23 protein-coding genes are annotated in these 21,284 nt (G+C 58.0%); 11 read left to right on the forward strand and 12 right to left on the reverse strand.

Annotated elements, in window-relative coordinates; genetic code table 11:
* Positions 1–135: 135 nt before the first annotated feature.
* The gene (locus tag KR100_RS15190; protein WP_071839945.1) at positions 136–4,197 is read right to left on the reverse strand and encodes a DUF4347 domain-containing protein; all 4,062 of its coding nucleotides are present in this window, start codon (positions 4,195–4,197) and stop codon (positions 136–138) included.
* 935 nt (positions 4,198–5,132) lie between these two features.
* Here KR100_RS15190 and KR100_RS13220 point away from each other — a divergent pair.
* Positions 5,133–5,636, forward strand: coding sequence for a helix-turn-helix transcriptional regulator (locus tag KR100_RS13220; protein WP_156098125.1), 504 nt, complete (start codon positions 5,133–5,135; stop codon positions 5,634–5,636).
* 6 nt (positions 5,637–5,642) lie between these two features.
* Here KR100_RS13220 and KR100_RS13225 read toward each other — a convergent pair whose 3' ends face one another.
* Positions 5,643–6,053: a DUF4346 domain-containing protein gene (locus KR100_RS13225; protein ID WP_038546945.1), complete on the reverse strand. Its 411-nt coding sequence runs from the start codon at positions 6,051–6,053 to the stop codon at positions 5,643–5,645.
* Between the two features lie 9 nt (positions 6,054–6,062).
* Positions 6,063–7,238: a GNAT family N-acetyltransferase gene (locus KR100_RS13230; RefSeq protein WP_051847562.1), complete on the reverse strand. Its 1,176-nt coding sequence runs from the start codon at positions 7,236–7,238 to the stop codon at positions 6,063–6,065.
* On the opposite strand from KR100_RS13230, the gene KR100_RS13235 reads away from it, so the two are divergent.
* Positions 7,212–7,691 (forward strand): hypothetical protein, encoded by a 480-nt coding sequence (locus KR100_RS13235; protein ID WP_239420348.1) that lies wholly within the window; start codon positions 7,212–7,214, stop codon positions 7,689–7,691. The two genes, KR100_RS13230 and KR100_RS13235, sit on opposite strands and share 27 nt — an antisense overlap.
* Here the strand turns inward: KR100_RS13235 and KR100_RS13240 are convergent.
* From KR100_RS13240 to KR100_RS13250, 3 genes are all read right to left on the reverse strand, one after another.
* A complete protein-coding gene (locus tag KR100_RS13240) occupies positions 7,672–8,061 on the reverse strand; it encodes a hypothetical protein (RefSeq protein ID WP_038548907.1) in 390 nt (129 codons plus the stop codon). The genes KR100_RS13235 and KR100_RS13240 overlap by 20 nt on opposite strands.
* A 78-nt stretch (positions 8,062–8,139) precedes the next feature.
* The gene (locus tag KR100_RS13245; protein ID WP_038546948.1) at positions 8,140–8,817 is read right to left on the reverse strand and encodes a RibD family protein; all 678 of its coding nucleotides are present in this window, start codon (positions 8,815–8,817) and stop codon (positions 8,140–8,142) included.
* A 44-nt stretch (positions 8,818–8,861) separates the two neighbouring features.
* Positions 8,862–9,782: a 6-carboxytetrahydropterin synthase gene (locus KR100_RS13250; protein ID WP_038546949.1), complete on the reverse strand. Its 921-nt coding sequence runs from the start codon at positions 9,780–9,782 to the stop codon at positions 8,862–8,864.
* A 51-nt stretch (positions 9,783–9,833) separates the two neighbouring features.
* On the opposite strand from KR100_RS13250, the gene KR100_RS13255 reads away from it, so the two are divergent.
* Positions 9,834–10,409, forward strand: coding sequence for a shikimate kinase (locus KR100_RS13255; protein WP_038546951.1), 576 nt, complete (start codon positions 9,834–9,836; stop codon positions 10,407–10,409).
* Between the two features lie 36 nt (positions 10,410–10,445).
* On the opposite strand, the gene KR100_RS13260 is transcribed toward KR100_RS13255, so the two are convergent.
* Together KR100_RS13260 and KR100_RS13265 are read right to left on the reverse strand one after the other, a co-directional pair.
* On the reverse strand, positions 10,446–11,777 hold the full coding sequence (locus KR100_RS13260; protein WP_162176544.1) for an FAD-binding oxidoreductase: 1,332 nt from the start codon (positions 11,775–11,777) through the stop codon (positions 10,446–10,448).
* A gap of 167 nt (positions 11,778–11,944) precedes the next feature.
* Entirely contained in the window at positions 11,945–12,208 is a 264-nt protein-coding gene (locus tag KR100_RS13265) for a chlororespiratory reduction protein 7 (protein WP_038546957.1), read from the reverse strand.
* Between KR100_RS13265 and KR100_RS13270 the strand changes: the two genes are divergently transcribed.
* Positions 12,207–12,881, forward strand: coding sequence for a DUF6816 family protein (locus tag KR100_RS13270; RefSeq protein ID WP_038546959.1), 675 nt, complete (start codon positions 12,207–12,209; stop codon positions 12,879–12,881). The genes KR100_RS13265 and KR100_RS13270 overlap by 2 nt on opposite strands.
* Here the strand turns inward: KR100_RS13270 and KR100_RS13275 are convergent.
* A complete protein-coding gene (locus KR100_RS13275; protein WP_038546962.1) occupies positions 12,847–13,572 on the reverse strand; it encodes a glutathione S-transferase family protein in 726 nt (241 codons plus the stop codon). The genes KR100_RS13270 and KR100_RS13275 overlap by 35 nt on opposite strands.
* A gap of 58 nt (positions 13,573–13,630) precedes the next feature.
* Between KR100_RS13275 and KR100_RS13280 the strand changes: the two genes are divergently transcribed.
* From KR100_RS13280 to KR100_RS13300, 5 genes are read left to right on the forward strand one after another with little or no spacing between them, the layout of a single operon-like run.
* Positions 13,631–13,837, forward strand: a complete 207-nt coding sequence (locus KR100_RS13280; protein WP_038548910.1) for a DUF751 family protein — start codon at positions 13,631–13,633, stop codon at positions 13,835–13,837.
* A 7-nt stretch (positions 13,838–13,844) separates the two neighbouring features.
* Entirely contained in the window at positions 13,845–14,249 is a 405-nt protein-coding gene (rbfA, locus tag KR100_RS13285) for a 30S ribosome-binding factor RbfA (protein ID WP_038546966.1), read from the forward strand.
* Positions 14,230–15,828 (forward strand): glycoside hydrolase family 3 N-terminal domain-containing protein, encoded by a 1,599-nt coding sequence (locus tag KR100_RS13290; protein ID WP_038546969.1) that lies wholly within the window; start codon positions 14,230–14,232, stop codon positions 15,826–15,828. Before rbfA ends, KR100_RS13290 begins: the two co-directional genes overlap by 20 nt.
* Positions 15,829–15,864: 36 nt before the next feature.
* Positions 15,865–17,067: a glycosyltransferase gene (locus tag KR100_RS13295; protein ID WP_038548913.1), complete on the forward strand. Its 1,203-nt coding sequence runs from the start codon at positions 15,865–15,867 to the stop codon at positions 17,065–17,067.
* The gene (locus KR100_RS13300; RefSeq protein WP_038546972.1) at positions 17,064–17,861 is read left to right on the forward strand and encodes a uroporphyrinogen-III synthase; all 798 of its coding nucleotides are present in this window, start codon (positions 17,064–17,066) and stop codon (positions 17,859–17,861) included. The genes KR100_RS13295 and KR100_RS13300 overlap by 4 nt, the downstream gene beginning before the upstream one ends.
* Here KR100_RS13300 and KR100_RS13305 read toward each other — a convergent pair.
* Genes KR100_RS13305 through zds form a run of 3 tightly spaced genes read right to left on the reverse strand, consistent with a single transcriptional unit; the run spans position 17,837 to position 20,329 of the window.
* Positions 17,837–18,460: a hypothetical protein gene (locus KR100_RS13305; RefSeq protein WP_156098126.1), complete on the reverse strand. Its 624-nt coding sequence runs from the start codon at positions 18,458–18,460 to the stop codon at positions 17,837–17,839. The genes KR100_RS13300 and KR100_RS13305 overlap by 25 nt on opposite strands.
* Entirely contained in the window at positions 18,423–18,860 is a 438-nt protein-coding gene (locus KR100_RS13310; protein WP_038546973.1) for an SRPBCC family protein, read from the reverse strand. The genes KR100_RS13305 and KR100_RS13310 overlap by 38 nt, the downstream gene beginning before the upstream one ends.
* Positions 18,861–18,862: 2 nt before the next feature.
* The gene (gene zds, locus KR100_RS13315; protein ID WP_038546976.1) at positions 18,863–20,329 is read right to left on the reverse strand and encodes a 9,9'-di-cis-zeta-carotene desaturase; all 1,467 of its coding nucleotides are present in this window, start codon (positions 20,327–20,329) and stop codon (positions 18,863–18,865) included.
* Positions 20,330–20,400: 71 nt separating this feature from the next.
* Here zds and KR100_RS13320 point away from each other — a divergent pair, with 71 nt between their 5' ends.
* Positions 20,401–20,793 (forward strand): iron-sulfur cluster assembly accessory protein, encoded by a 393-nt coding sequence (locus tag KR100_RS13320; RefSeq protein ID WP_038546979.1) that lies wholly within the window; start codon positions 20,401–20,403, stop codon positions 20,791–20,793.
* 70 nt (positions 20,794–20,863) lie between these two features.
* Complete coding sequence (locus tag KR100_RS13325; RefSeq protein WP_038546982.1) at positions 20,864–21,283, forward strand: hypothetical protein; 420 nt, start codon at positions 20,864–20,866, stop codon at positions 21,281–21,283.
* Position 21,284: the final 1 nt, after the last annotated feature.

Raw genomic sequence — 21,284 nt, forward strand, 5'->3', positions numbered from 1 at the left:
ATTCGTCCTTTTAGGACCATGACAACGTGAAGATCGACGTCCACAGGAGCAGAACGTGACTCGAGACAAATTTCGAAAGTCATCATCAGGATCAAATATGAGGACTAAGTGCTAATGATTCAAAAGAATTCGTGCTCAAACGAGATCGTTTAAATGATTAAACGAATCGGACGAATAGGACCAGCCGCCGTTCTTATTGTCGAATGTTCGCTCTCCAAATAAGTCTTTATGAATTGCTGACAATTCTGAATGGGAGCGTTCACCAAGACCAATTGCTTGAACCTGCACCTGCTTTTCAGGATTTTCCACAACACTTGAAATGTCATCAATCACTTCGTTCAAGTCTCTTTGCATACGCTTCCATTGATAGTCCCCATCATTATTTTTCATAAAGTGTGGCCTTCCTTTTGTATCATAAAGCAAGCCAGATGTTGTAATGTCCTCACCACCCAAACTATCGGGAAGAGGGATCGGAGTGCCCATAATCGAATCGGAGACTGGGCTGACCCGTGTATCCCACCAACTTCGACGTTCTGGCCGACCATCTGTAAACAGTGCGATGTGAGTGGTCCGATGACTGCTTTTCGCCTTGGCGAGTTGCTTACCAAGACGAAACTCAAGCCCCTCAAGCGCACCAAGCATCTCTGTTCCTGAGTAAAGATTTGATGGATCATCTGCATTTCCCTGATGAAGATCAAATAAATTTGGCCTGGGAAGATTGCGCCTTTTCCATAATTTATTGCGTTTAATTGAATTACCGAATGCCTGATGCGCAGACTGGGGGGTCAGCAATTCGGAAGCAATCTTGATTGCGTCGGAAGAGTTTTCACTGTTGATTCGGAACAGATCATGGTCAACAGCGTAATCATAAGAAATCAGATTAAAGTTGACGCTTTGCGCTACGCGTGAATCATGGGGCGCATCGACAACTGTGATGTTATCAAAAAAACCAACCATATCACTATCTTTCAATAAAGAAATTTTGTTGATAATCTTTGATCCTGTGACTAATTTTTTATTGCTTTTATTTTGAAATTGGTAACCGGCACGTTCAATCGCTTCAACGAAAATCCTCAGCGCTGCTATTGATTGCAGCCTTTGGTAAGTATCCGAGCCTGGCTCATCATCAGACTGAAGCATTGACGTTGACGTATCGAGTAACAAGTAAATATCAGCACCTTCATCAACATTCGTAACCTTAATTTCAGACAATGAAGATTTGAGCTCTCTTTTACCTTCTGCCAACATGGCCTTTATTTTGTAAGACTTATCTCCATCGCTGAAACGATCTGATAGGCCATAAACTGTTACCTTTTGCGGTCGACTCCAATTTTTTTGGTTAAAAACAAGAAACTTTTTACTGAGAGATCCTTCTGACGCATCAAGGCCTTGAAGTAGAACTTTTGTTTCCTTCTCTGGCTTTCGATCGAGCATAAGGTTAAACGTATCAGATGAGCCCGATTCCGATGTCTTCAGTTCTTTGCTTGCTGACGCAACGACAATCTTCGGTCTGGAAACACCTTTGTCTAAATTGATAATAGAAACTTCTTCTCTGTCTTTTTTTGAATAACCACCTTGAGGTTTTGCTTGTGCCGTAAGGGAATACACAATATCTCCATCCAGTTCAAAATCGTTAATTCCCTTTACAACTATTGTTTGGGGTATGTCCCAGTTCTCAGGGGTGAATCGAAGTTTTCTTTGACTGATCATTCCTTCTGTTTTGTCATACCTAGGAAAGTGGACTATGACATTTCCAGAAGGACGTGCCTGAAGAGAAATCTCAAAGATAGCCTTTGATGTTGATTCACTCGTGATCCAGTTGCCGTCTTGATCTTTGCGACTCAATCCTTGAACGAGGATGCCTGTTGGTTTGGAAATTTCTACAGATGTTGTGACTTTCTTCGTTGTTGGTTCAGGACTCTGATCTGGAGTATCTGGAACTTGAGGCTGCGTTACTGGATCAGGAGTTGGATCTGATGTTGGACTTGGACTCGGCCCCGGACTTGGGCTGGGACTGGGACTGGGACTTGGACTTGGACTGGGAGCGTTCTCATCGTCGGTGTTTTTGACTGTCGTGGTGTCTGATTCAGTGCCTGCATAACCACCGGCATTGTTCGCAGTCGCCGTCAGTGTTGTCGTGATATCGCCGTCATCGATGGAGTCGTCAACGCCAGTGACGGTGACCGTCCGGGGAGTATTCCAGTTGCCTGTGGTGAACGTAAGACTGTCGGTGCTTAGGGAGTTTTCTGTTGCATCGTTTCCCGTGATCGAAACAACCACATCGGCTGTGGGCTGAACATCCAGAACAACTGTGAAAGCTGACGCTGCACCAGCCTCCGTGGTCGCAAGATTTCCGGACCCATCCGTGGTACCGGTTTTAGTTAGCGTAATACTTTCATTGATATCCTGCGTATTAATTGTGATATTGGCAGTATCTGTTTCTGCACCATCTGATGCCTGCACAGTTAATGTATGTTGACTTTTAGTTTCGTGATCAAGAGTTTTTGAAGTTGCGATCGATATTTCACCATTACTTGAGTTTATCGAAAAAATTCCATCATCATTACCAGCTGTAATTGTATACGTTAGAGATTCGGATTCAATATCTGCGTCATTGCCAGTTGAGCTTTCGTTGGTGTCGTAAATTACAGTTCCCGATGTCGTGTGCTCGTTGATGCTGATTGTTGCATCATCAATCACAGGCGCATCATTCTCTCCTGCGATTGTTATTTTTACGCGTACTGTATTACTGGTATTGACTCCATCACTTAATTGAAGGCCATAGTCAATGGCAAGATTTTGTCCATTAGGAATAAAGTCAACATTGGCTGAAGCAGGATCGTAAGTCCATGTGATGGGAGACCAACTCCCTGACCATGTCTGCGATGCATTTGATAACGTCAAAGCCCCGTCTGCAATGAGGGGATTAGCTGCAGCCGGCAAAGTGTACGAACTTCCATTGAGAGTGATCACCGGATCACCGACGATGGAAGCTGTTATTGTCCCCGAGTTATCTGCATCGCTGACAGTTAAACTGCCGGTTTGGCTTGCAATATCTTGACTCGATGCATCTGCCAATTCGTTAAGACTGGCAGTTGCTGCATTGTTCTCTTTAGGCGCATCATAGGTTATTTTGTGGACTAAATAATCGTTTTGCCAGCCATTTGCTGTGAACTCAATTTTATCAAATCCGTAGCCGTCATCAGACGATAAATTAACTGGAGGATCGATATGGTCAGTAACACCATCAACAGCCCCTGTTTTAACAAGAACTGAATCGCGATACATTTTATAAATCCCATCGCCCTCAACGTCCGCGAGAAAGGCAGTAGCAAATCCAATCTCAGGAACAATTTCATCAAATTCAATGATCAACTGCTCAGACAAACCTGAAGCATTGTGGTACCCAATTTCTGTCGTATGCCCGGAACCTACAGTGCCTAATACGCCAAATCCCTGCGGATCTCCAGGAAATGATCCCAATGTTGATACGTAGCTATTTGAAGCTGAAGACAGGCTAATATTTCCTGAACCATCATCGATGAGCGTTCTAGCTGTAATTGTTACCCCAGATGGAGGTGATGCAAGGACAGTGTCATAAGCAATACTTACTTCTTGATAACTCGAAGCAGCTTTCCCTAGAAAAGGGGCATTCACTGACAACGAACCTGTCCAGCTCTGGATTTGTTGGAGTCCTACGTATGTCGCGAGAGAAGCACTTGTTTGTTTGTCATTAACAATATTGGGTTGTTCGCGACTAATCTTTGACTCACTCGAATAAACATCTGCCCCCGCAAGTTTCTGGAAGGTTTCTATGAGATCTTTATTCAGTCCTGCTCTGCAGCTCCACAGGTAAATCGATTTCAGACTCCAACAATGCAGCAGATGCGAAGACTCTTTTAGATACTTTGAAGTGAGGAGTGTATTGCCAAGTTTGATTTCACCATTGCTGCCATGGGCAAAAATATGTAGCTCACTAATTGTTTTCCCTGCCTGCTTCTGCTGATTTATTGCGCTCGATATTTCTTGAATTGGATCACCTTCGATCCAGGCAATCTGACTATCCAGGCATTGCAACCAGTCAACGCCACTGATACGTCGATTAGCTACGAAGAGGGGTTCTTCATGCCGATGCAGCACTTCTGCTTCGATGCGTTCAGTTTGAACAGCCTCAAGATCATTCAAGACGACCGCCATCTTCTGTTCAGCTGAAACCGTCTGGGAAAAACAATTCTTGATATATTAGCAGCTTGATAGATGGGTACGAAGGCATTGCATCGTCTGCGAAGGACTCATTAGAGTCTTTACCATTACCGTTGTTAGATATTACCTAAACTTAAATGCCTTGCAGGCCCAAAATGAGATTTTTTCCTCGATCTGTATTTTCGTGCACTGAGTGTGCCAAACCTGTGCAGCGAACAACAGCAGGCGAACCGTTCAGTTGCGTGCCAGGTGAAGCATGGCTGTTCAACTCTGTGGGACGGCTCCCAGAGACAGTGTCATCAGCACCAGCCATCCCCATCACCGTGGGGCTAACGGCTCTGATCCCCTAATTAGGGGATGTCCAACACCTCACTCCATGAGGATGATGAGCCCAGCCCCTCAGCCAAGGGACGTTGGGAGGAAAGCAGTGACCACTCAACCCCCTTACCGTTCGAGGGTGATTTCCAGAGACATCGTCACCACTAAGGCAACCACTCCAAGTGTGACGCTGCTCAGCAGCCCATTCCAGTCTGCGGGAATGCTCGAGGGCCTTATGCAACAACTTGGCTTTCCAATGCAGGTGGTGCAGATCAGCCGTGGCCCACTGCTGGGGCACTTATCTGCAACACGTTCAGCGGGTGGGCTCTTGCTGCAACTCACCACGAATCAATGCCTGAGCGGCTACGGCAGCAGGAACCAGCGCTGGGTGGGAATCGCACTCGAACAAACGAACAACCTCGAGATGCATCGGGTGCGAGGCGAACCCATTGGACCGTGTTCGGTACAGGGCTTTAACCGCAACCTCACCGAATCGATTTGGCAATTGTCGCCCCACAGTCACTTAAGCCTTTTGGTGATTCCAGTGGAACGGATTCTCGATCTCATCGCACTGGGCCCGCTCGCTTCAAGAGGTGATCGATATCAGCAACATGGTGACGTTCCAACAACGCCATTTCAAAACCCTCAAAAGCTTCCTGCTCTCAAGCGACATTCATGGGTATGCAGCAAGAGACACGCTCGATGCCCTGCTTGTTGAGTGCTTCATGCGGCCGGACAACATCTCCACTGCCGGCATCCCACTCAGCAACCGTGCTGAACTGATGCGGGACCTGTTGAACTACGGCTTCAGCAACCCAACGGAGGCGATCAGCTTGGAAACCCTCAGCAAAACACTGCTGAAATCACCATCCTCAATTACCAAGGCCAGCCGTGAACAATTCGGTGTGTCCCCGATGCAGCTCCTAAAACAAATTCGGCTTCAGCAAGTGCAAAATCTGCTGACGGATCCTGAACAGCAACAACAACTGGGAACACTATCAATCCATGCCATCGCCAAACGATTTGGATTCACAGCACCGAATCATTTCGCCCGCGACTACAAAACAATGTTCGGGGAAAACCCGGGACAGACCTTCAGCCGTGAAAAAGCCTGAGTGGCGTCAATCCTGCACATAAACGCGACCTTCTTTTAAACACTGCTCGGCTTTCTGGAGTTCCCGGCCGAGATACAGCGCATGATCCAGACGGCTCAGCGGATGGGGGCCGTCGCCTTCCGTGAGTTGGATGCCGATCTCCTTAGCACTGCGGCCGCGGTACACCGCTGAAGCAGCACGAGGGCCATTGCTGCCTTTTTTGCAGCTCAGCACTTCACCGGTGTCGGAATCTCTAGCCAGCCCCTTCTCATCAATGGTGTTGCCGAAATGCTCCAGCACCAGTTCACCGGCCTCCGAATCAACCTTGATCAGGAAATAACCGTTGGGATCCAGGGCAATGAAGCGCTGCGACAGCCGATCGTCCAAAGCGTCGATGGCCGCTGCGATGGAGGTGGGTGCTTCAGGGGTCTTGACCATTTCTTCAACTTACAAACCAAGCGCGGGTGCGTCCGCTTTGAAGGGCAATTCCGCGTTGATCGCCTCGATCTCCTCGAGCATCAAGCCATTCACTTTGGGAAGCCAGGCACGGATCAAGGAATCCATCTGGGGCTGGTACCAGCGGTGCAGGCTGGCGTGGGGACGAGCCACAAACCCGCGCCGGCGCTTATGGCTGCCGCCAGCTCCTGGATCAAAGCTGTTAATCCCATGGCCGATCGCCCATTCGATCGGGGCGTAGTAACAGACCTCGAAATGGAGGCAGTCGATCTCCTCCTCACTGCCCCAGTAGCGGCCCCAGAGCTGCTGGCCGTCGTGGACGCACATCGACATAGCAACGGGTTCCCTTGGATCACCGCGATGGGCTGAAAACAGCACCACCTGATCGCTCTGACCCTCTGCCAACAACTCAAAAAACGACTTCTCGAGGTATTTGCTGCCCCATGGCCCCCAGCGGGCGCAATGCTGTTCATAAAAGCCATGCATGGTCTGCAGCAGCTCGAGATCCAACTGATCACCTGTGAGTGGTGTCACCGTGATGCCCGCCTGGGTGACCGCCTTGCGTTCTCGTTTGATGTTGCGGCGCTGGTTGGCGTTAAAGCCCTTGAGGTAATCATCGAAGCATTGATCCTCTCCCCGACTCCAGAGGCTCTGCTGGTTCAGCCAGGGGGCACAGCCCGCTTGTTCGGCCAAGGGCCGCCACTCCGGATCGACGTACAAAAAATTGCAGCTGAGGATGCCGCTCTGTTCGCAGAAGGCATCGATGGCACGGATCATCACCGCCGTCAGCTGGGCGGCGTCCTCTCCCTCGCGGGTATGAAAGCGGTAGCCGAGCACCGGGCTGACCGGACTCATCCCCAGCAGCTTCGGGTAATAGCGAAGGCCTAAATCGGCCGCCAGGCGTGCAAAGGTTTGATCGAAAACGAATTCGCCATAGCTGTGCCCCTTGAGATACAGCGGTGCCACAGCCACGGGTTCATCTCCTCGCCAGAGCGCCAGATGAAACGGTTGCCAACCTTGATCCGGAACGATGCTGCCCGAGCGCTCCAGCGCATCCAGCCAGCTCCAGCGATAAAACGGAATTGACTGTTCACCCACCAACGCCGACCAGTGGTCTTCCGGAATCTCCCGGATCGAACGGTGCCAACGCGCGGAGAGCGGAGTCATGCAGGCAACGGCTGGATCAGACTCTGGGCTGACCCTAACCAGCGCAGAGCTCTGATCCGGCGATCGCTGGCGCTTCTGCTGGCGGGACTGGGTGCTGCCCCGGGCTCTCCCGCAGCAGCTGGGCTGCTGCGACCGGTGCTGGATATGATTCGTCCACGGCTGGAAGAACGGCTCAAGGACGAATGCCTAAAGCTGGTGAGCAGCGAAGTATCGGCGCTCCAGAACCTGGTGAACGACAGCTGCCAGTCAATGGCACGGCCGGCGTGCGTTTGTCTGATTGAGGAAACCAGCCACAGCGGCCGGGAACTGGGGGTGGTCACCGAACTTATCTCAGGCCGCATCGGCGATGACGCTGAAGTGGTGATCAAACGCTGCCTCGGCAAAATGCTCGGTTTGCCGGCCACCAGCCTGGAGAACCTGTCCTTGCCGGAGGTCAGGCCATCGGGTCACTGACCATCGTGATCACCCGATTCACAAAATCAAGATTCAGGAGGTCTGCACTTACTCCTTTCACCACAGCCTTCACGTCCTCTCCCTTCGTGATCCAAGCGTCGTTGCCCCTCATCTCGATCACGGTGGAGGCACAGCCACAGAACTCGATGCTGTCGCCGCGCTCAAAATCCATGATTTTCACGTGACCCTTGCCGCCATCGACCGTGACGAAGACGTCATCACCTTCACCGCCCCAAGCCTTGTCCTTGCCCTCACCGCTTGCGATGACGTCGTCTCCCTCGTAGGCCCAAATCAAATTTTTCTTTTTCGACCCGGTGAGCTCATCGCTACCAGATGTGCCACGGATTTTTTTCTTGCTCTTGCGTCCCATGGCCTCGTTCAATCAAGTGCTGTGTAACTGGAGATTAGTGAGAATCGCTCAGCTGCAAATCCCCTAAATGGGGGATTCTCAGCGATTTCCAAGCCCTCGGCGGCGCTGATAGCGCAGCAAGAGCTCATCACCACCGAGAGGCGTCGCCTCAGCCAGGGCCCAGGACCGTGAATCCGACAGTTCAGCAGGTAAGTTGGAGACAGACGGGGCTTTGAAGGGGATCCAGCTCTTCTCCCCCCCATGCAACCGTGGCGTCAGCGTGAGCTGCAGTTCGTCGATGCCGTCGTCCTGCAGCAGGGATGCAATCAACTGAGCCCCGCCGAGGAGAACCAGACGTTCAACTCCTTTGCGTGCCATCACGCTAAGCGTCTCCGGCCAGGTCGCCGCCGGTTCGACGACCTCGTCAAAGCCCGCCTGATTGGTGGATGAGCTCAACAACCAACGCTCCAGTGGTTGCTGGAAGAAAGGCCAATCGAAGGAGAAACCTGATGATCGGCTCACGACGATGGCGATCGGTTGCTCCGAACGATCGGCAACACGCCGCGTTTCCAGAAGATCCGCATCCCGGATCAGACACGTGCAACGGTGAGCCCGCAGAGTGCCGGCTCCGATCAGGCAGGCATCAGCCCAGGTGAGGGATTCCTCCAGAACTCGTCGATCACCGCTGCCTCCAAGCTGGGCAGCCCCACCGTCCGGTGGCGCCAGTCGACCGTCGAGGCTGATGGCCAGAACCAGGCGGACCCAGGGCCTCGACAACCCATCGGGCTGATCGAGCTCTTGACGATCTGGCTGATGGACGGTCAGAGCGCTGCGACGGTTTCTAGCGACGCAGGTGTCATCTCCAGCTGGGGAGCTTCGGCATAGACCTCAGCCGCGTTGTTGGGACTCTCCTGCAGACGCACCTTGTGGAGATGGGCGCCGATGGCCTTCACCGGGGTGGAAAGGCGATCGGCGATGTGCAGAGCGATGTTCTCGGCTGTGGGGACGCATTCAGCGAAAAAGGGCACATCCTTGTTGAGGAAGGTGTGATCGAAGGGCTCCACCACCAGATCGTCCACCAACCGCTGCAGAGCGGAGAGATCGCAAACCATGCCAGTGCGGGGATCGATGGCGCCACGGACGGTGACATCCACCAGATAGTTGTGGCCATGGCCGTGGGGCCGGGCGCACTTGCCGTAGATGCGCTCGTTCTCCGCCTGACTCAGCTCCGGCCTTGCCAGACGATGGGCAGCAGCGAAATGGGTGCGGATGGTGAGAAAGGCGTCCATGGGATGTCCGAGATAGTCGGCCCAGAGGCCTGGTTGTTCGTAAAGGCGAAGAGCCGTGATCGGCAGGTGCGGGATTAGCCGCTGCCAGATCACGCGCACAAGGGCTTCGGTGGTGGGGAGGCACCCCTCCGGAGACTCCAGGTTGAATTCAGGCCAGGCCTCATTCAGGAAGCGGAAGTCGAGCTGGCCGGTGATCTCGCTGCGGATGGAATGCTTCACCTCAGAGAGGTTCAGCACCATGCCATCGGCATCAAGGCCGCCCGCCATGGACACGATCAGCTCGTAGTTGTGACCGTGGCCAGGGGCCAGAGCACAGGCTCCGAAGCGAGCGGCATTGTCGTCAGATGAGAGCTCCGGCAACCAATAGCGGTGGGAGGCACTGAATGTGGCTCTCCTTGTGATCACGCAGCCGCGGCCTTGGCCGTGCCGTGCGGTCGACTTCGTTTCAGTCATGTGACGTTCCGGCCGGAGGGCATCCTAATGAGCTAACGCCGTTTTCGAGCTATGGCGGAATCCGCCCCTTCCCTGAAACAGACGCTGGCTGGCAGAAGCCTGTATTTGGTCGGAATGATGGGCAGCGGAAAAACCAGCACTGGAAGACCTTTGGCGGAACGGCTCGGTTACGGCTTTGTTGATGCGGACGCCGTGATCGAACAGGCCGCCGGATGCAGCATTCCCCAAATCTTCGACAGCGATGGCGAAACAGGCTTCCGCGCCATCGAAACCCAGGTGCTCAGCGCCATCAGCCAACGCCATTCCCTGGTGGTGGCCACCGGTGGTGGCGTGGTGACGCGGCCCGAAAACTGGGGGCTGCTGCACCACGGCATCGTGATCTGGCTGGATGTGGAGCGGCAACAGCTGCTGGAGCGCCTCAGAGCTGACGACACCGCAAGACCACTGTTGCAACAACAGGATCCGGTGGCCGCTTTGGATGCCCTGCTGGCGGAACGACGCCCGCTCTATGCAGAAGCCGATCTGACCGTGGTGATTCAGAACGAAACACCGGAACAAGTGGCCGATGGGGTTCTGCAACTGCTGCCCACATTGCTGTCGGATCCCAAAACGCGTCGACGCGATTGACGACCTAGGGGACCTGACTGGGGAACGGCCTGAGCGTCAGCCGAACAGCTTGGCGAGACGTTGTGTATAAAAAATATTCTGCGGATCAAGTTGTCGACGGACCTGTTGAAATGTCGTCAGCGCTGGATACACCAACTGCATTTCTGCAGGGGTCATCGAAATCAATTTCGAGAGGTGAGGTCGTCCTCCATAAGCAAGCATCAGGGTTTCAATTTTTCGAACCATTTCAACAATCTTTCGGGGGCTTTGGCGTCCTTCGACATCGTAGTAAGCACCGCACTCCACATACACTTTGCTCGGATCATTCCCACTCGCCAACAGGGCCGACTCGCCCATGACTTTTTTGAGCCAAACCATCGACGGCAAGGAGAGATCGAGGGACTGAAATGCGTCCATCACGTTTGCAAACAAGTCGACGGGAACAGCCCATTCGGAACCCGCGATGGTTGGCGAGGGAGGTTGAAAATTCATCACCACCAGGTGGGCTGGGCCAGTCATCCAGAACTGTCCTTGAGCATCCTCGCCAGTGAGAACCTCATCACTCAGAGGGGGAACGGAGGCCTCTGGCACAACCTTGAACAAGGTTGACGTTGGATCCGTCGTGCTGGCATGAATGAATGACATCGGGCCACTGTCCAGCAAGGCCTGACGCCACTGATCGGTGGCGATCGGTTGCTGAACAAGCTTGAGGCGGAACGCCGGATCAAGTTTGAGCGTAAGCTGGGTCATCACCCCCAACATGCCCAGGGAGATGCGTGCTGCATCGAGATGGGGATGGTCAGCATTCATCTCAACAACGCGTCCTTGGCCTGTGACAAGCCGACAACTTGTCAACCTGGACGACAGACTGCCGCCCATCAAACTGCCATGACTTCCGGTTGAGACAGCCCCTCCAATCGACACCCATGGTGGTGCCGGAGCATTGGAGAGGGTGAAGCCTCTGGCCCATGCCTCACGGTGAATGGTTTCCAACAAAACACCAGGTCCGCAGGTCACGGTTCCGGCTTCTTGATCAAAGCTGAGTGCATCAAGATGCACTGTTGACAACATCAACGTGTCGCCATCTCCGTACCACTTGGTATTCCAGGATGTTCTTCGACCGACAACGCGACATTGGCGATTGTGTTGACGACACTGCCTGACGATCTCAACCACCTCTGCTTCCGTTCTGGGAGCCAGAACCACGGCAGATTCACCAAAAACAGTGAAGCCAGACCAATCTCTTAACGGGATTGAAATGGAATCAATGGATGCCCCGATCTTGCCGCCACTGATGGCTTTGGCATGCAATCGTTCCCGCCAGGATTGGCAACCAATCAGACCAGCGGCCGTGGCCCCGCTGCGGAGAAGAAAGGAACGCCTGCTCAACACCATTGACCACAGCCGATCCTGCGATTCAACTTAACGACGCCGATCAAAACGCCTGTTCAGATCAGCAGAACCAGGCAACACGCAGCAGCACGATCAATGCCATCAGGATGAGAAACCATCACGATGAACAGGATGGCTTCTCATCTCTTCAGATGGAACCAATCTCAGCTGGCCGGCGGCTCAAGCCTCACGGCAAACCACTGCAAACAGATCCCCGGTTCCAATTCCAGATCACAGGCTGTGTCCAACAAGCGTTGGGCAGCGGCAGCCAGATCGGGCTGGTTGGCGAGATCGGCAGGCAGTGTCTCGAGACCTCGCAGATGGTCGGTGAGCCATGTCAACGTGTCGGCGGCGCTAAGCAACTGCTCCGGCTGGCCAGGCTCCAACACCACGTAGTCATCACAGGCACGGATCAGGGGATCGGACATGGAACGACGGGTGCTGGCCCTGCTGCTGTGCTTCACCATCCTGCTCAGTGCTTCACCCGGCTGGGCTTCCGTGCTGGAGGATCGTCTGAGCAGCTGGCCAGACTGGACGCTGCCGGCACCCTTGCCGCGGCCCTCGAATCGGGACGACCTGATCTATCCCGACTGGTTTGCAGGGCTCTGGCAGGTGGAGAGCTGGGATCTCGATGATCCGGAGGCAGCACCACTTATCCATCAGGCCCGTTTTCGCTCTGATGGCGACGGACGGCTGGTGGGTGATCGCGCCTTCAACGCCCTGGCCATCGGCCAGGTCCTGCTTGGTGAGCAACTGCTGCGAGTGGAGGACGATCCGGCCAGCGCCAATCGTCAGATGGCTCAACTGAAGGGGGATCTGCGACTGGAAACCAGCGTCACGGGCCGCCGCCAGGACAACCTCGACGACGGAGGCTTTCTCGCCGATGAGCTCGTGCTGCAGATCTTGCATGCCCCCGGTCCACCGAGGCTGAGCCGCATCGAAACCCTCAGCCTATACAAACGTTGCGATGTCGGCATCTGTGCCGATCAGTGGCAGGCCCGCTATGCCCCTCCCGGCCAGAAGCTGCGGGATCGGGCCGTCGCGACCCACCGCTACCGACTGCGATTCACACCTCTTCCAGGGTCCGCTCCATCAGCTTGAGTTCGAGTTGATCACGCCAGTGGAACAGGGCTTGCAACTTGGGGTGATCGCTCAGTCCAGGAACACCTCGACCCGCCAGGGGGGAGCCAGCCGACTGGGGGAAACGCAGCAGCGAGAGCTGCGCAGCCACGGCGAGATCCGCCAGGGTCATGGCCTCCCCCACCAGGAACGGACTGTCCTCCACCGAAGCCGCCAGCTGTTCAAGGCTCGCCAGCAGAGCAGCGCGCTCCCCCTGATTCACCAGCTCACTGACGCTGTTGACCCAACCGCCAGGAATCGCTCCCATCACCGAGCGAAGGGGATCAGGCACATCGTCTGGCAGCAGGGCAACCCGCAGCTCCGGATCGAGGGCGGCCGCCTGGACCAGCGATGCACGTCCACCGGCGGCCAAGGTCGTATCCGCCCAGTCTTCGATCAAATGCACCTGAGCGGCCTGTTTCGGATCAGTCGGCAGAAGCGTTGGATCCGCTCCAAGCTGCTCGAGATGGCGGCTGATGGCGCTCGAGTCCGCCAGCACCCTGTCGCCGTCCACCAGGACAGGAACCTGACGTTGTCCGGACAGACGGAACACGGCTACCTGGCCGATGCCAGGGGTGACCTCGACGGTGCGATAGCTCAGCCCCTTGGCCTGGAGCACCATCCGCACCTTGAGGCAAAACGCGGAATGTCGGAATTGATGCAGCTCCAGCATGGGATTGGCGCCATGGGCCCGGCAGAGTAGCCATCAGATCCCAGAGCTCGCCAGGACCATGCGGGAGTTTTTCCTCAACGTCACCCGCTACCCCCGCTATCTGATCGCCTTCACCCTGGGTGTGATGAATTCGGTTGCCCAACCGCTCGCCCGCAGGCGCAGCAACCCGGTCACAGCCGTCGCCTTGATCGGTGCCCTGATCAGCGGCCTGATCAGCCTCACCCTGGTGCTGCGTGCCATGGTGCAGTCAGCACCAGTGGCGTGACGGACCAATGGCTCAGGGGCGTCGTGTGGAACGGGTGGCGGCCCTGATCCGCAGAGAAACCAGCGAACTACTGCTCAATGGCATCCGTGATGAGCGGGTGCATCAGGGCATGGTGAGCATTACGGACGTGGAGGTCTCCGGCGATCTGCAGCACTGCAGGATTTTCGTGAGCATCTTCGGCGAGCAGAACGATCGCAGCGATGTGCTCGAAGGGCTGAAAGCGGCGAGCGGCTACCTGCGCGGAGAGCTGGGCCGACGCCTGCAGATGCGCCGGGCGCCCGAGGTGGTGTTCCAGCTCGACCGAGGCATCGAGAAAGGAACCTCCGTGCTGGGCCTGCTCAACCGCCTGGAGGATGAACGACAGGAACGCGGCGAGATCCCCCCCGGCAGCGATGAGCTCCAACCCGACTGATCCCCTGCGGCGTCGGATCGCCGAACTGCTTGTGGTGCGGGCCAGCGGTCACCTGGATGATCAACAGCGCCGTTACCCCCGCTGGGAACTGCCCAATCGCGACCTGCAGCGGTTGCTTCAGGACGGTGTGGGCGGTGTGATTCTGCTGGGGGGGAGCGCCACCGAGCTGCAGCAACGCACCCGCCAGCTGCAGAGCTGGGCCTCACAACCGCTGCTCTTCTGCGCCGATGTGGAGGAGGGCGTGGGCCAACGCTTCGAAGGCGCGAGCTGGCTGGTGCCGCCCCTCGCCCTCGGCCGTCTCCACCGCAGCGCACCCGAGCGCGCCCTGTCGCTCGCCGAACGCTATGGCCGCTGCACCGGCGAACAGGCCCGCCGCTGCGGCCTCAACTGGGTGCTGGGACCCGTCTGCGATGTGAACAACAATCCCGCCAACCCGGTGATCAACGTCCGGGCCTGGGGTGAGGACCCCATGACTGCAGGCGCCCTGGCCGCCGCTTTCCAGCGCGGCCTCCATGCCGCCGGCGTGCTCGGCTGCGCCAAGCATTTCCCAGGCCATGGCGATACCGACAGCGATTCCCATCTGGATCTGCCGGTTCTGCCCCATGATCGCGAGCGCCTGGATCAGATCGAGCTGCCGCCCTTCCAGCAGCTGATCACAACCGGGATCGACAGCGTGATGACGGCTCACCTGCTGCTGCCGAAGCTGGACACGGAGCATCCCGCCACCCTGTCGCCCGCCGTGCTGACGGACCTGCTGCGCCACCAGATGGGGTTCAGCGGCCTGGTGGTGACCGATGCGCTGGTGATGGAAGCGATCGCTGCCCGCCACGGAGCCGAGGACGCGGCCGTGCTGGCCTTCGAGGCCGGGGCGGATTTGATCCTGATGCCGGCGGATGCCGACGCCGCGATCGATGGACTGCAGGCCGCCTTCGCCTCAGGCCGGCTGCCGCTGCAGCGTCTGGAGCAGGCCCTGCAGCGGCGGCGCCATGCCCTCGCCAAGGTGACCGCAATGGCGTCCGGGGTGATCGCCAGCGAGGACGACCGCGGCCTTGAACGCGAGCTTGTCGCCGCTTGCAGCACCATCCGGCGCGCCGCCGGCGTCAGCGCCAGCCATGGTGTGAATCTGCTTCGGGTGGATGGCGTCTTCCCCTGTCCCGCCCTCAGCGGAGCGGCTCCGGCTCTGCAGCTGCCGGAACAGCAGGGATTGGCCAGCGTGGTGATCCATGGCCAAGGGGTATCCCCATGGCAGGACAGCGAAGACGCTCCTCTGTCCCTGGAGCGATTCGGCGCAGGACCGGTGCTGCTGCAGTTGTTTGTGCGCGGCAACCCGTTCCGAGGAAACAAGGACGACCGGGAACCCTGGCTGGCAGCCGTCAGGCAGCTGCAACGTCTCGACCGTCTGGCGGGACTTGTGGTCTACGGCAGCCCCTATCTCTGGGAACAACTGCATGCCAACCTAGATCCGGGGATCCCAGCGGCTTACAGCCCCGGCCAGATGCCGGAAGCCCAGCGCCATCTGCTGACGACGCTGTTAAGGCCTGCCGAGGCGTCTCCCCACAAGGGCGAATTCACCGACTGAGCGACCTATCGTCGGCCGACTTCACGGCCAGTGCTGATGCTCAGCCTCTCGATGATCGTGCGCAATGAGGAGGCACGCCTGGCTGGTTGCCTCGCCTCGGTGAAGGGTCTGGCCGATGAGATGGTGGTGGTGGACACCGGCTCCACCGATGACACGATCGCCGTTGCCGAAGCCGCCGGCGCCTGCGTCGAGCGGATCGACTGGCCGGGGGATTTCGCACCTGCCCGCAACCGCGCCATGGACTTTCTCAGCGGCGACTGGGTGCTGGTGCTGGATGCCGATGAACAGCTGCGTCCGGAGGTGATTCCCAATCTCAGGGCCCTCATGGCCCAGCCCGATGTGCTGGTGATCAATCTGTTGCGCTACGAGCTGGGAGCAGTCATGGCCCCCTACTCGAATGTGAGCCGCTTGTTCCGTCGCCATCCCGGCATCCGCTGGAGCAAGCCCTACCACTCGATGATCGACGACAGCGTTGAGGCTCTGCTGGAGCTTGAACCGCAGTGGCGCATCGCTGACTGCAGTGAGCCAGCCATCCTTCACGACGGCTACAGACCGGAGCTTCTGGCCGGCACCGACAAAGCGGAGCGCCTGCGTCAGGCGATGCAGAGCGAACTGGAGCAACGGCCCGGCGATCCCTACGCCAGCGCCAAGCTGGGCGGTCTGCTGATCAGTGATGGTCAACATCAGGAGGCCGCCGCGCTGTTGCGCAAGGCGCTGGATCAGGACGCCGTGCAAGACAGTGAGCGCTACGAACTCCTGGTTCACCTCGCCTTGGCGGTGAGCCCTTCAGAACCGGGCGAAGCGGTGGCGCTCTACCGGAAGGCTCTCACCATTTCCCTGGACACGCGCATCACCCTTGGGGCCCGGCTCAACCTGGCAGCACGGCTGATGGAGCAGGGGGAGCTGGAGGAAGCCATCAACCTGACCAGACTTGCGACCCAACGGGCACCGGAGGTCGCCCTCGGCTGGTACAACCTCGGGCTGATGCAACGTCGTCGTGGCGACATCAGCGCAGCACTCCAGGCCTATGAACGGGCCCTTGAGCTCGACCCCGACAACGCCGAATGCCATCAGAACGATGCCGTGGCCCGTCTGATGGGGGGTGACATCGAAGGGGCGCGCCAGGGATTCCGCAATGCCATCGCCCGGCTGGAGCATCAAGGGCGAGGGGAGGAGGCCCAACGCCTGCGGCAGAACGCCGGTCAGATCGTGAAACTCGATGTGGAGCCGATCGCTTGAGTGATCCATTGAACGGGCGCACTGTGGTGGTCACCCGTGCCGCCGATCAGCAAGGGGAAGGACGACGACTGCTCGAGGCCCTTGGGGCGCGGGTGCTGGATCTGCCGGCTCTGGTGATCGGGCCACCCGATCAGTGGGGGCCGCTGGATGACGCCCTCGCCGATCTGGACAACTTCCATTGGCTGGTGTTCTCCAGTGCCAACGGCGTCGAGTCGGTGGAGCAGCGTCTCCAGACCCTCGGTCGCAGCCTGGCCCGTCGCCCCCGCAGCCTCAAGATGGCAGCCGTGGGTCGCAAGACGGCACGTCTGCTGGAGGAGCTCGGGGCTGCAGCCGATTTCGTGCCACCACAATTCGTGGCGGACAGCCTGATCGAGCATTTCCCGGTCTCTGGATTCGGACTGCGCATGCTGCTGCCCCGGGTGCAGAGCGGCGGCCGAACCCTGCTGGCGGATGCCTTCGGGGAAGCGGGCGTCCGCGTTGTGGAGGTGCCTGCCTATAAATCGCGCTGCCCGGAAACGATGCCTGAAGCAACCGCGATGGCTCTGGAGGCGGGTGCCGTCGATGCGATTACCTTCAGCAGTGGGAAAACCGCCGATCACACAGCGTTGCTGCTGCAGCAACGGTTCGGTGATGACTGGCTGGAGCAGCTCGCCAGCGTGAACGTGGTGTCGATCGGGCCGCAAACCACTCGCAGCTGCTTGGCCCGGTTCGGACGGGTGGATGCGGAGGCCGATCCCCATGATCTCGATGGGCTGGTGTCCGCCTGTGCTCAGCTGATGCAGAGCGGATCCTGAGGGGTGCCGTTCTGCGCCAGACGCACGCAACCGCTTGGCACGTCGATGGCCACAACGGACCACCCCGGTGGCAGCAGAAGGGCGCTGTCTCCCGAGCAGCGGCCATCGGCACTGACGCAGAGCACACCACTGACCTGGGCATTGCTGGCCAGAGCCCGACTCTGACCACCGACCAGAAGCACTCCGGTGACCGTGATGCCGGAGCCCGGATCGACCGCTGAGTCCTCATCCGGAGCAGCGTCGGGATCCGCAGCTGCTTCAGGCGTGCTCGGCTGCAATGGCGCGAAGGGATCGAGGCGACCGCCCGGAGCAGCGTCCCGAACCTGTTCCACCGTTGGGAGGGGCGTCAGCCCCAGGTCCGGCGAAGCGATGCTGACTGCGGCTCCATCCTGATCCGCCTCATCCGCTGGGCTCATGGAAGCAGCTGGACTCACCTCCGGTGCCGACGTTGTGGCCTCTCCTCCGCAGGCGACGAGGCCGAAACCGCAGCAGCCGATGACGATCGATGCGATGGATCCGCAGGCCCATCCTGCAGCTGGCTTCTTCTTAGCCGCCGCCTTCTTAGCCGCCGTCTTCGACGAGGTCCCGGAAACGATCAAGATTGGCCTGGAGCTCCCGAGTGACGATTCCCCCCAGGATGCTGGGCTCCATCAAGGGTGCCAAGACCCCCGGCAGTTCATACGTGACACTCAGCTTCACCACCGTCCGATCCGCTGCCTCGGGGTAGAAGCGCACAGCACCACGGGTGGGCAACCCACCGACGGACTCCCAGTGCAGCTGCTGCTGATCCACCCGCTGGGTGATGCGTGCCTTCCAGTGGAAGCGAAAACCCTGGGCCGCCAGCGTCCAATCGGTGAGATCGGGGTCATCCAATGTGGTGACCGACTCGATCCAGCGCATCCAGCGCGGCATGGCTTCCAGGTCGCTCCAGACGGCCCAGACACGTTCAGCAGAGGCCTGAACCTCGGTGGTGACGGAATGTTCCAGCCAGCGTCCCATCGTCAGGCCACCGCAGCATTGGTCGCCAGTTGCACCGGCTGATCAAGAATCGCGGCCGCCGCCAGATGGCCGCTCATGGTCGCGCCTTCCATCGAATCGATGTAGTCCTGACGCGTGTAACTTCCGGCAAGGAAGAAATTGCGCACCGGTGTCCGCTGTTCAGGGCGATAGGGCTCCATGCCCGGTGCTTCCCGATAAAGGGACTGAGCCAGCTTCACCACGTTGCTCCAGGTGAGCTTGAGGTTGCGGGCCGAGGGGAAGAGCTCCCGCACCTGTCGGTCGGTGTGGGCCACGATGTCATCCACTGATTTGGGGATCCAGGGATCACCAGGGGTGAGCACACACTGCAGCAGGGACCCCTCTCCCTCCTTGCGGTAATCCTCAGGGCTGGCCAGAGCTAAATCAGCGAAGCAGCTGAAATCGGCGTCAGCTGTGTAGAGCAGATTGTTCAGCCCCGTCGGTGTCGCCACATCCCGACGCTGGTCCTCCCGGGCGTCGCCCAGCTCGGTCACCCAGCCATCATAGCGAAGCTGAACGGTGGCCACCGGGACGGCCTCCAGCTGGTGAATCGCCTTGAACTGGGGGTAACGGTTCCAGGCCTCGGGCAGCAGCTTCTGAATGCCGGGCACATCACAGGCCGCCAGATAGGCATCAGCCTCAACACGGATGTCTCCCTCTGGCGTTCCCATCTGGAGGCCGGTGATCTCGGGTACCTCGCCCTCGCTGTAGTCCACCTGCTTGACCCGATGGCGCAGATGCAACTTGCCGCCCCGCTTCTGGATGTAGTCGAAGATCGGGCCCGTGAGCCAGCGGTGGGGCGAACCCTTCAGCAGATTGAGCTTGGAGGCTTCCGTCTTGGCCGCAAACATCATGAAGATGGTGAGCATGCAACGGGCGGAGATGGCCTCGCAGTCGATGAAGCCCAGGGCATAGGCGATGGGATTCCACATGCGGCGGATGCTTTCCGGGCTGCCGCCATGGCCCACGAACCAATCCTGAAAACTGACCGAATCAAGGGCACGGATGGTGCGCATCGCCCCCTCGTAATCGACCAAGCCACGAACGATCGGTGAGGTACCCAGGGCCAGGGCATTGCGCAGCTTGTCGATCCAGCCCAGCTGCGGCGTAGTGAAAAAGGCCTTGAGGCCATTGAAGGGAGCCCCGATGGGGAAGCGGAAATCCAGCTCCCGCAGATCCCCCCCCTTGTTCACGAAAAGATGCGTGTGCTGCTTGGGCAGCAGGTTCTCGAAGGCCCCGACTTTGCGCATCAGGGCGAAGAGGTTGGCGTAGTTGAAAAAGAAGACGTGCAAGCCCATCTCGATGTGGTTACCGCCGTCATCCACCCAGCTGCCCACCTTGCCGCCCATGAAGGGCCTGGCTTCGTAGAGATCAACGGAGTGGCCGGCATCAACCAGATCCACCGCCGCAGAGAGACCGGCAAGCCCGGAACCGACAATCGCGACCCGCACCTGAGATGTGCAACTGCCCAGGACTCTATGTATCAGGCTCCATAGAGTGAGGGCACTCCTGCGTGGCGTCGATGACCAGCTCCACCACGAATCCAGCCACCCACACCGCACGGGACGGCAAAGGCATCCTGATCACGGCACCGGCCATGCAGCAGTTGGCCAAGCTTTGCGGCGAACAAGGCACCAATATGGTCCTGCGTGTCGGGGTGCGCTCGGGGGGCTGCAGCGGGATGAGCTACACGATGGACTTTGTTCCGGCTTCCGAGACCCTCGACGACGACGCCACCTACGACTACGAAACGCCTGACGGACGCCAGTTCCGCGTGATCTGCGACCCCAAAAGCCTGCTGTACATCTACGGCATGCAGCTCGACTTCAGCACGGCACTGATCGGTGGTGGTTTCAACTTCACCAATCCCAACGCCACCCAGACCTGCGGCTGCGGCAGCTCCTTCGCGGTCTGAAGCCTCGTCGTTGACGCAGGGAACCGCGCCCATGGGAATCTGAAGACGCCCCCCACGCGTCTCTCCTTCGATGGAGTCCAGCCAGGAGAATTTGTTCGACCAGGCCATGTCCCGGTATCAGGCCGGTGCCGATGCCGAGGAGATCCTGCCGCTTTTCATCCGGATCACCGAGTCAGCGCCACGTCAATCCGCCGGCTGGACCTGTCTGGCCTGGCTGCAGCTGCTCTGTGACCAACCGGAGGAGGCCCTGCGATCGGCGCGCTTCGCCGTCAAACTCAGTCCACAAGACCCTCAGGCACGCATCAACCTGTCACTGGCGCTGCTGGAGAACGATTCCAAAGGTGTGCGCGACCACATCCAGGTTGTCCAGCAGGTTCTGACCATGGCCCCGGAGGTCTCTGATGATCTCAAGGGTGCCCTGGAGGATGGCCTGCAACGCCGTCCCGGCTGGAAAGCGCTCCAGAAAGTGAAAACCTGGCTCAACCTCTGAG

This window comes from Synechococcus sp. KORDI-100, assembly GCF_000737535.1.
Lineage (GTDB): Bacteria > Cyanobacteriota > Cyanobacteriia > PCC-6307 > Cyanobiaceae > Parasynechococcus.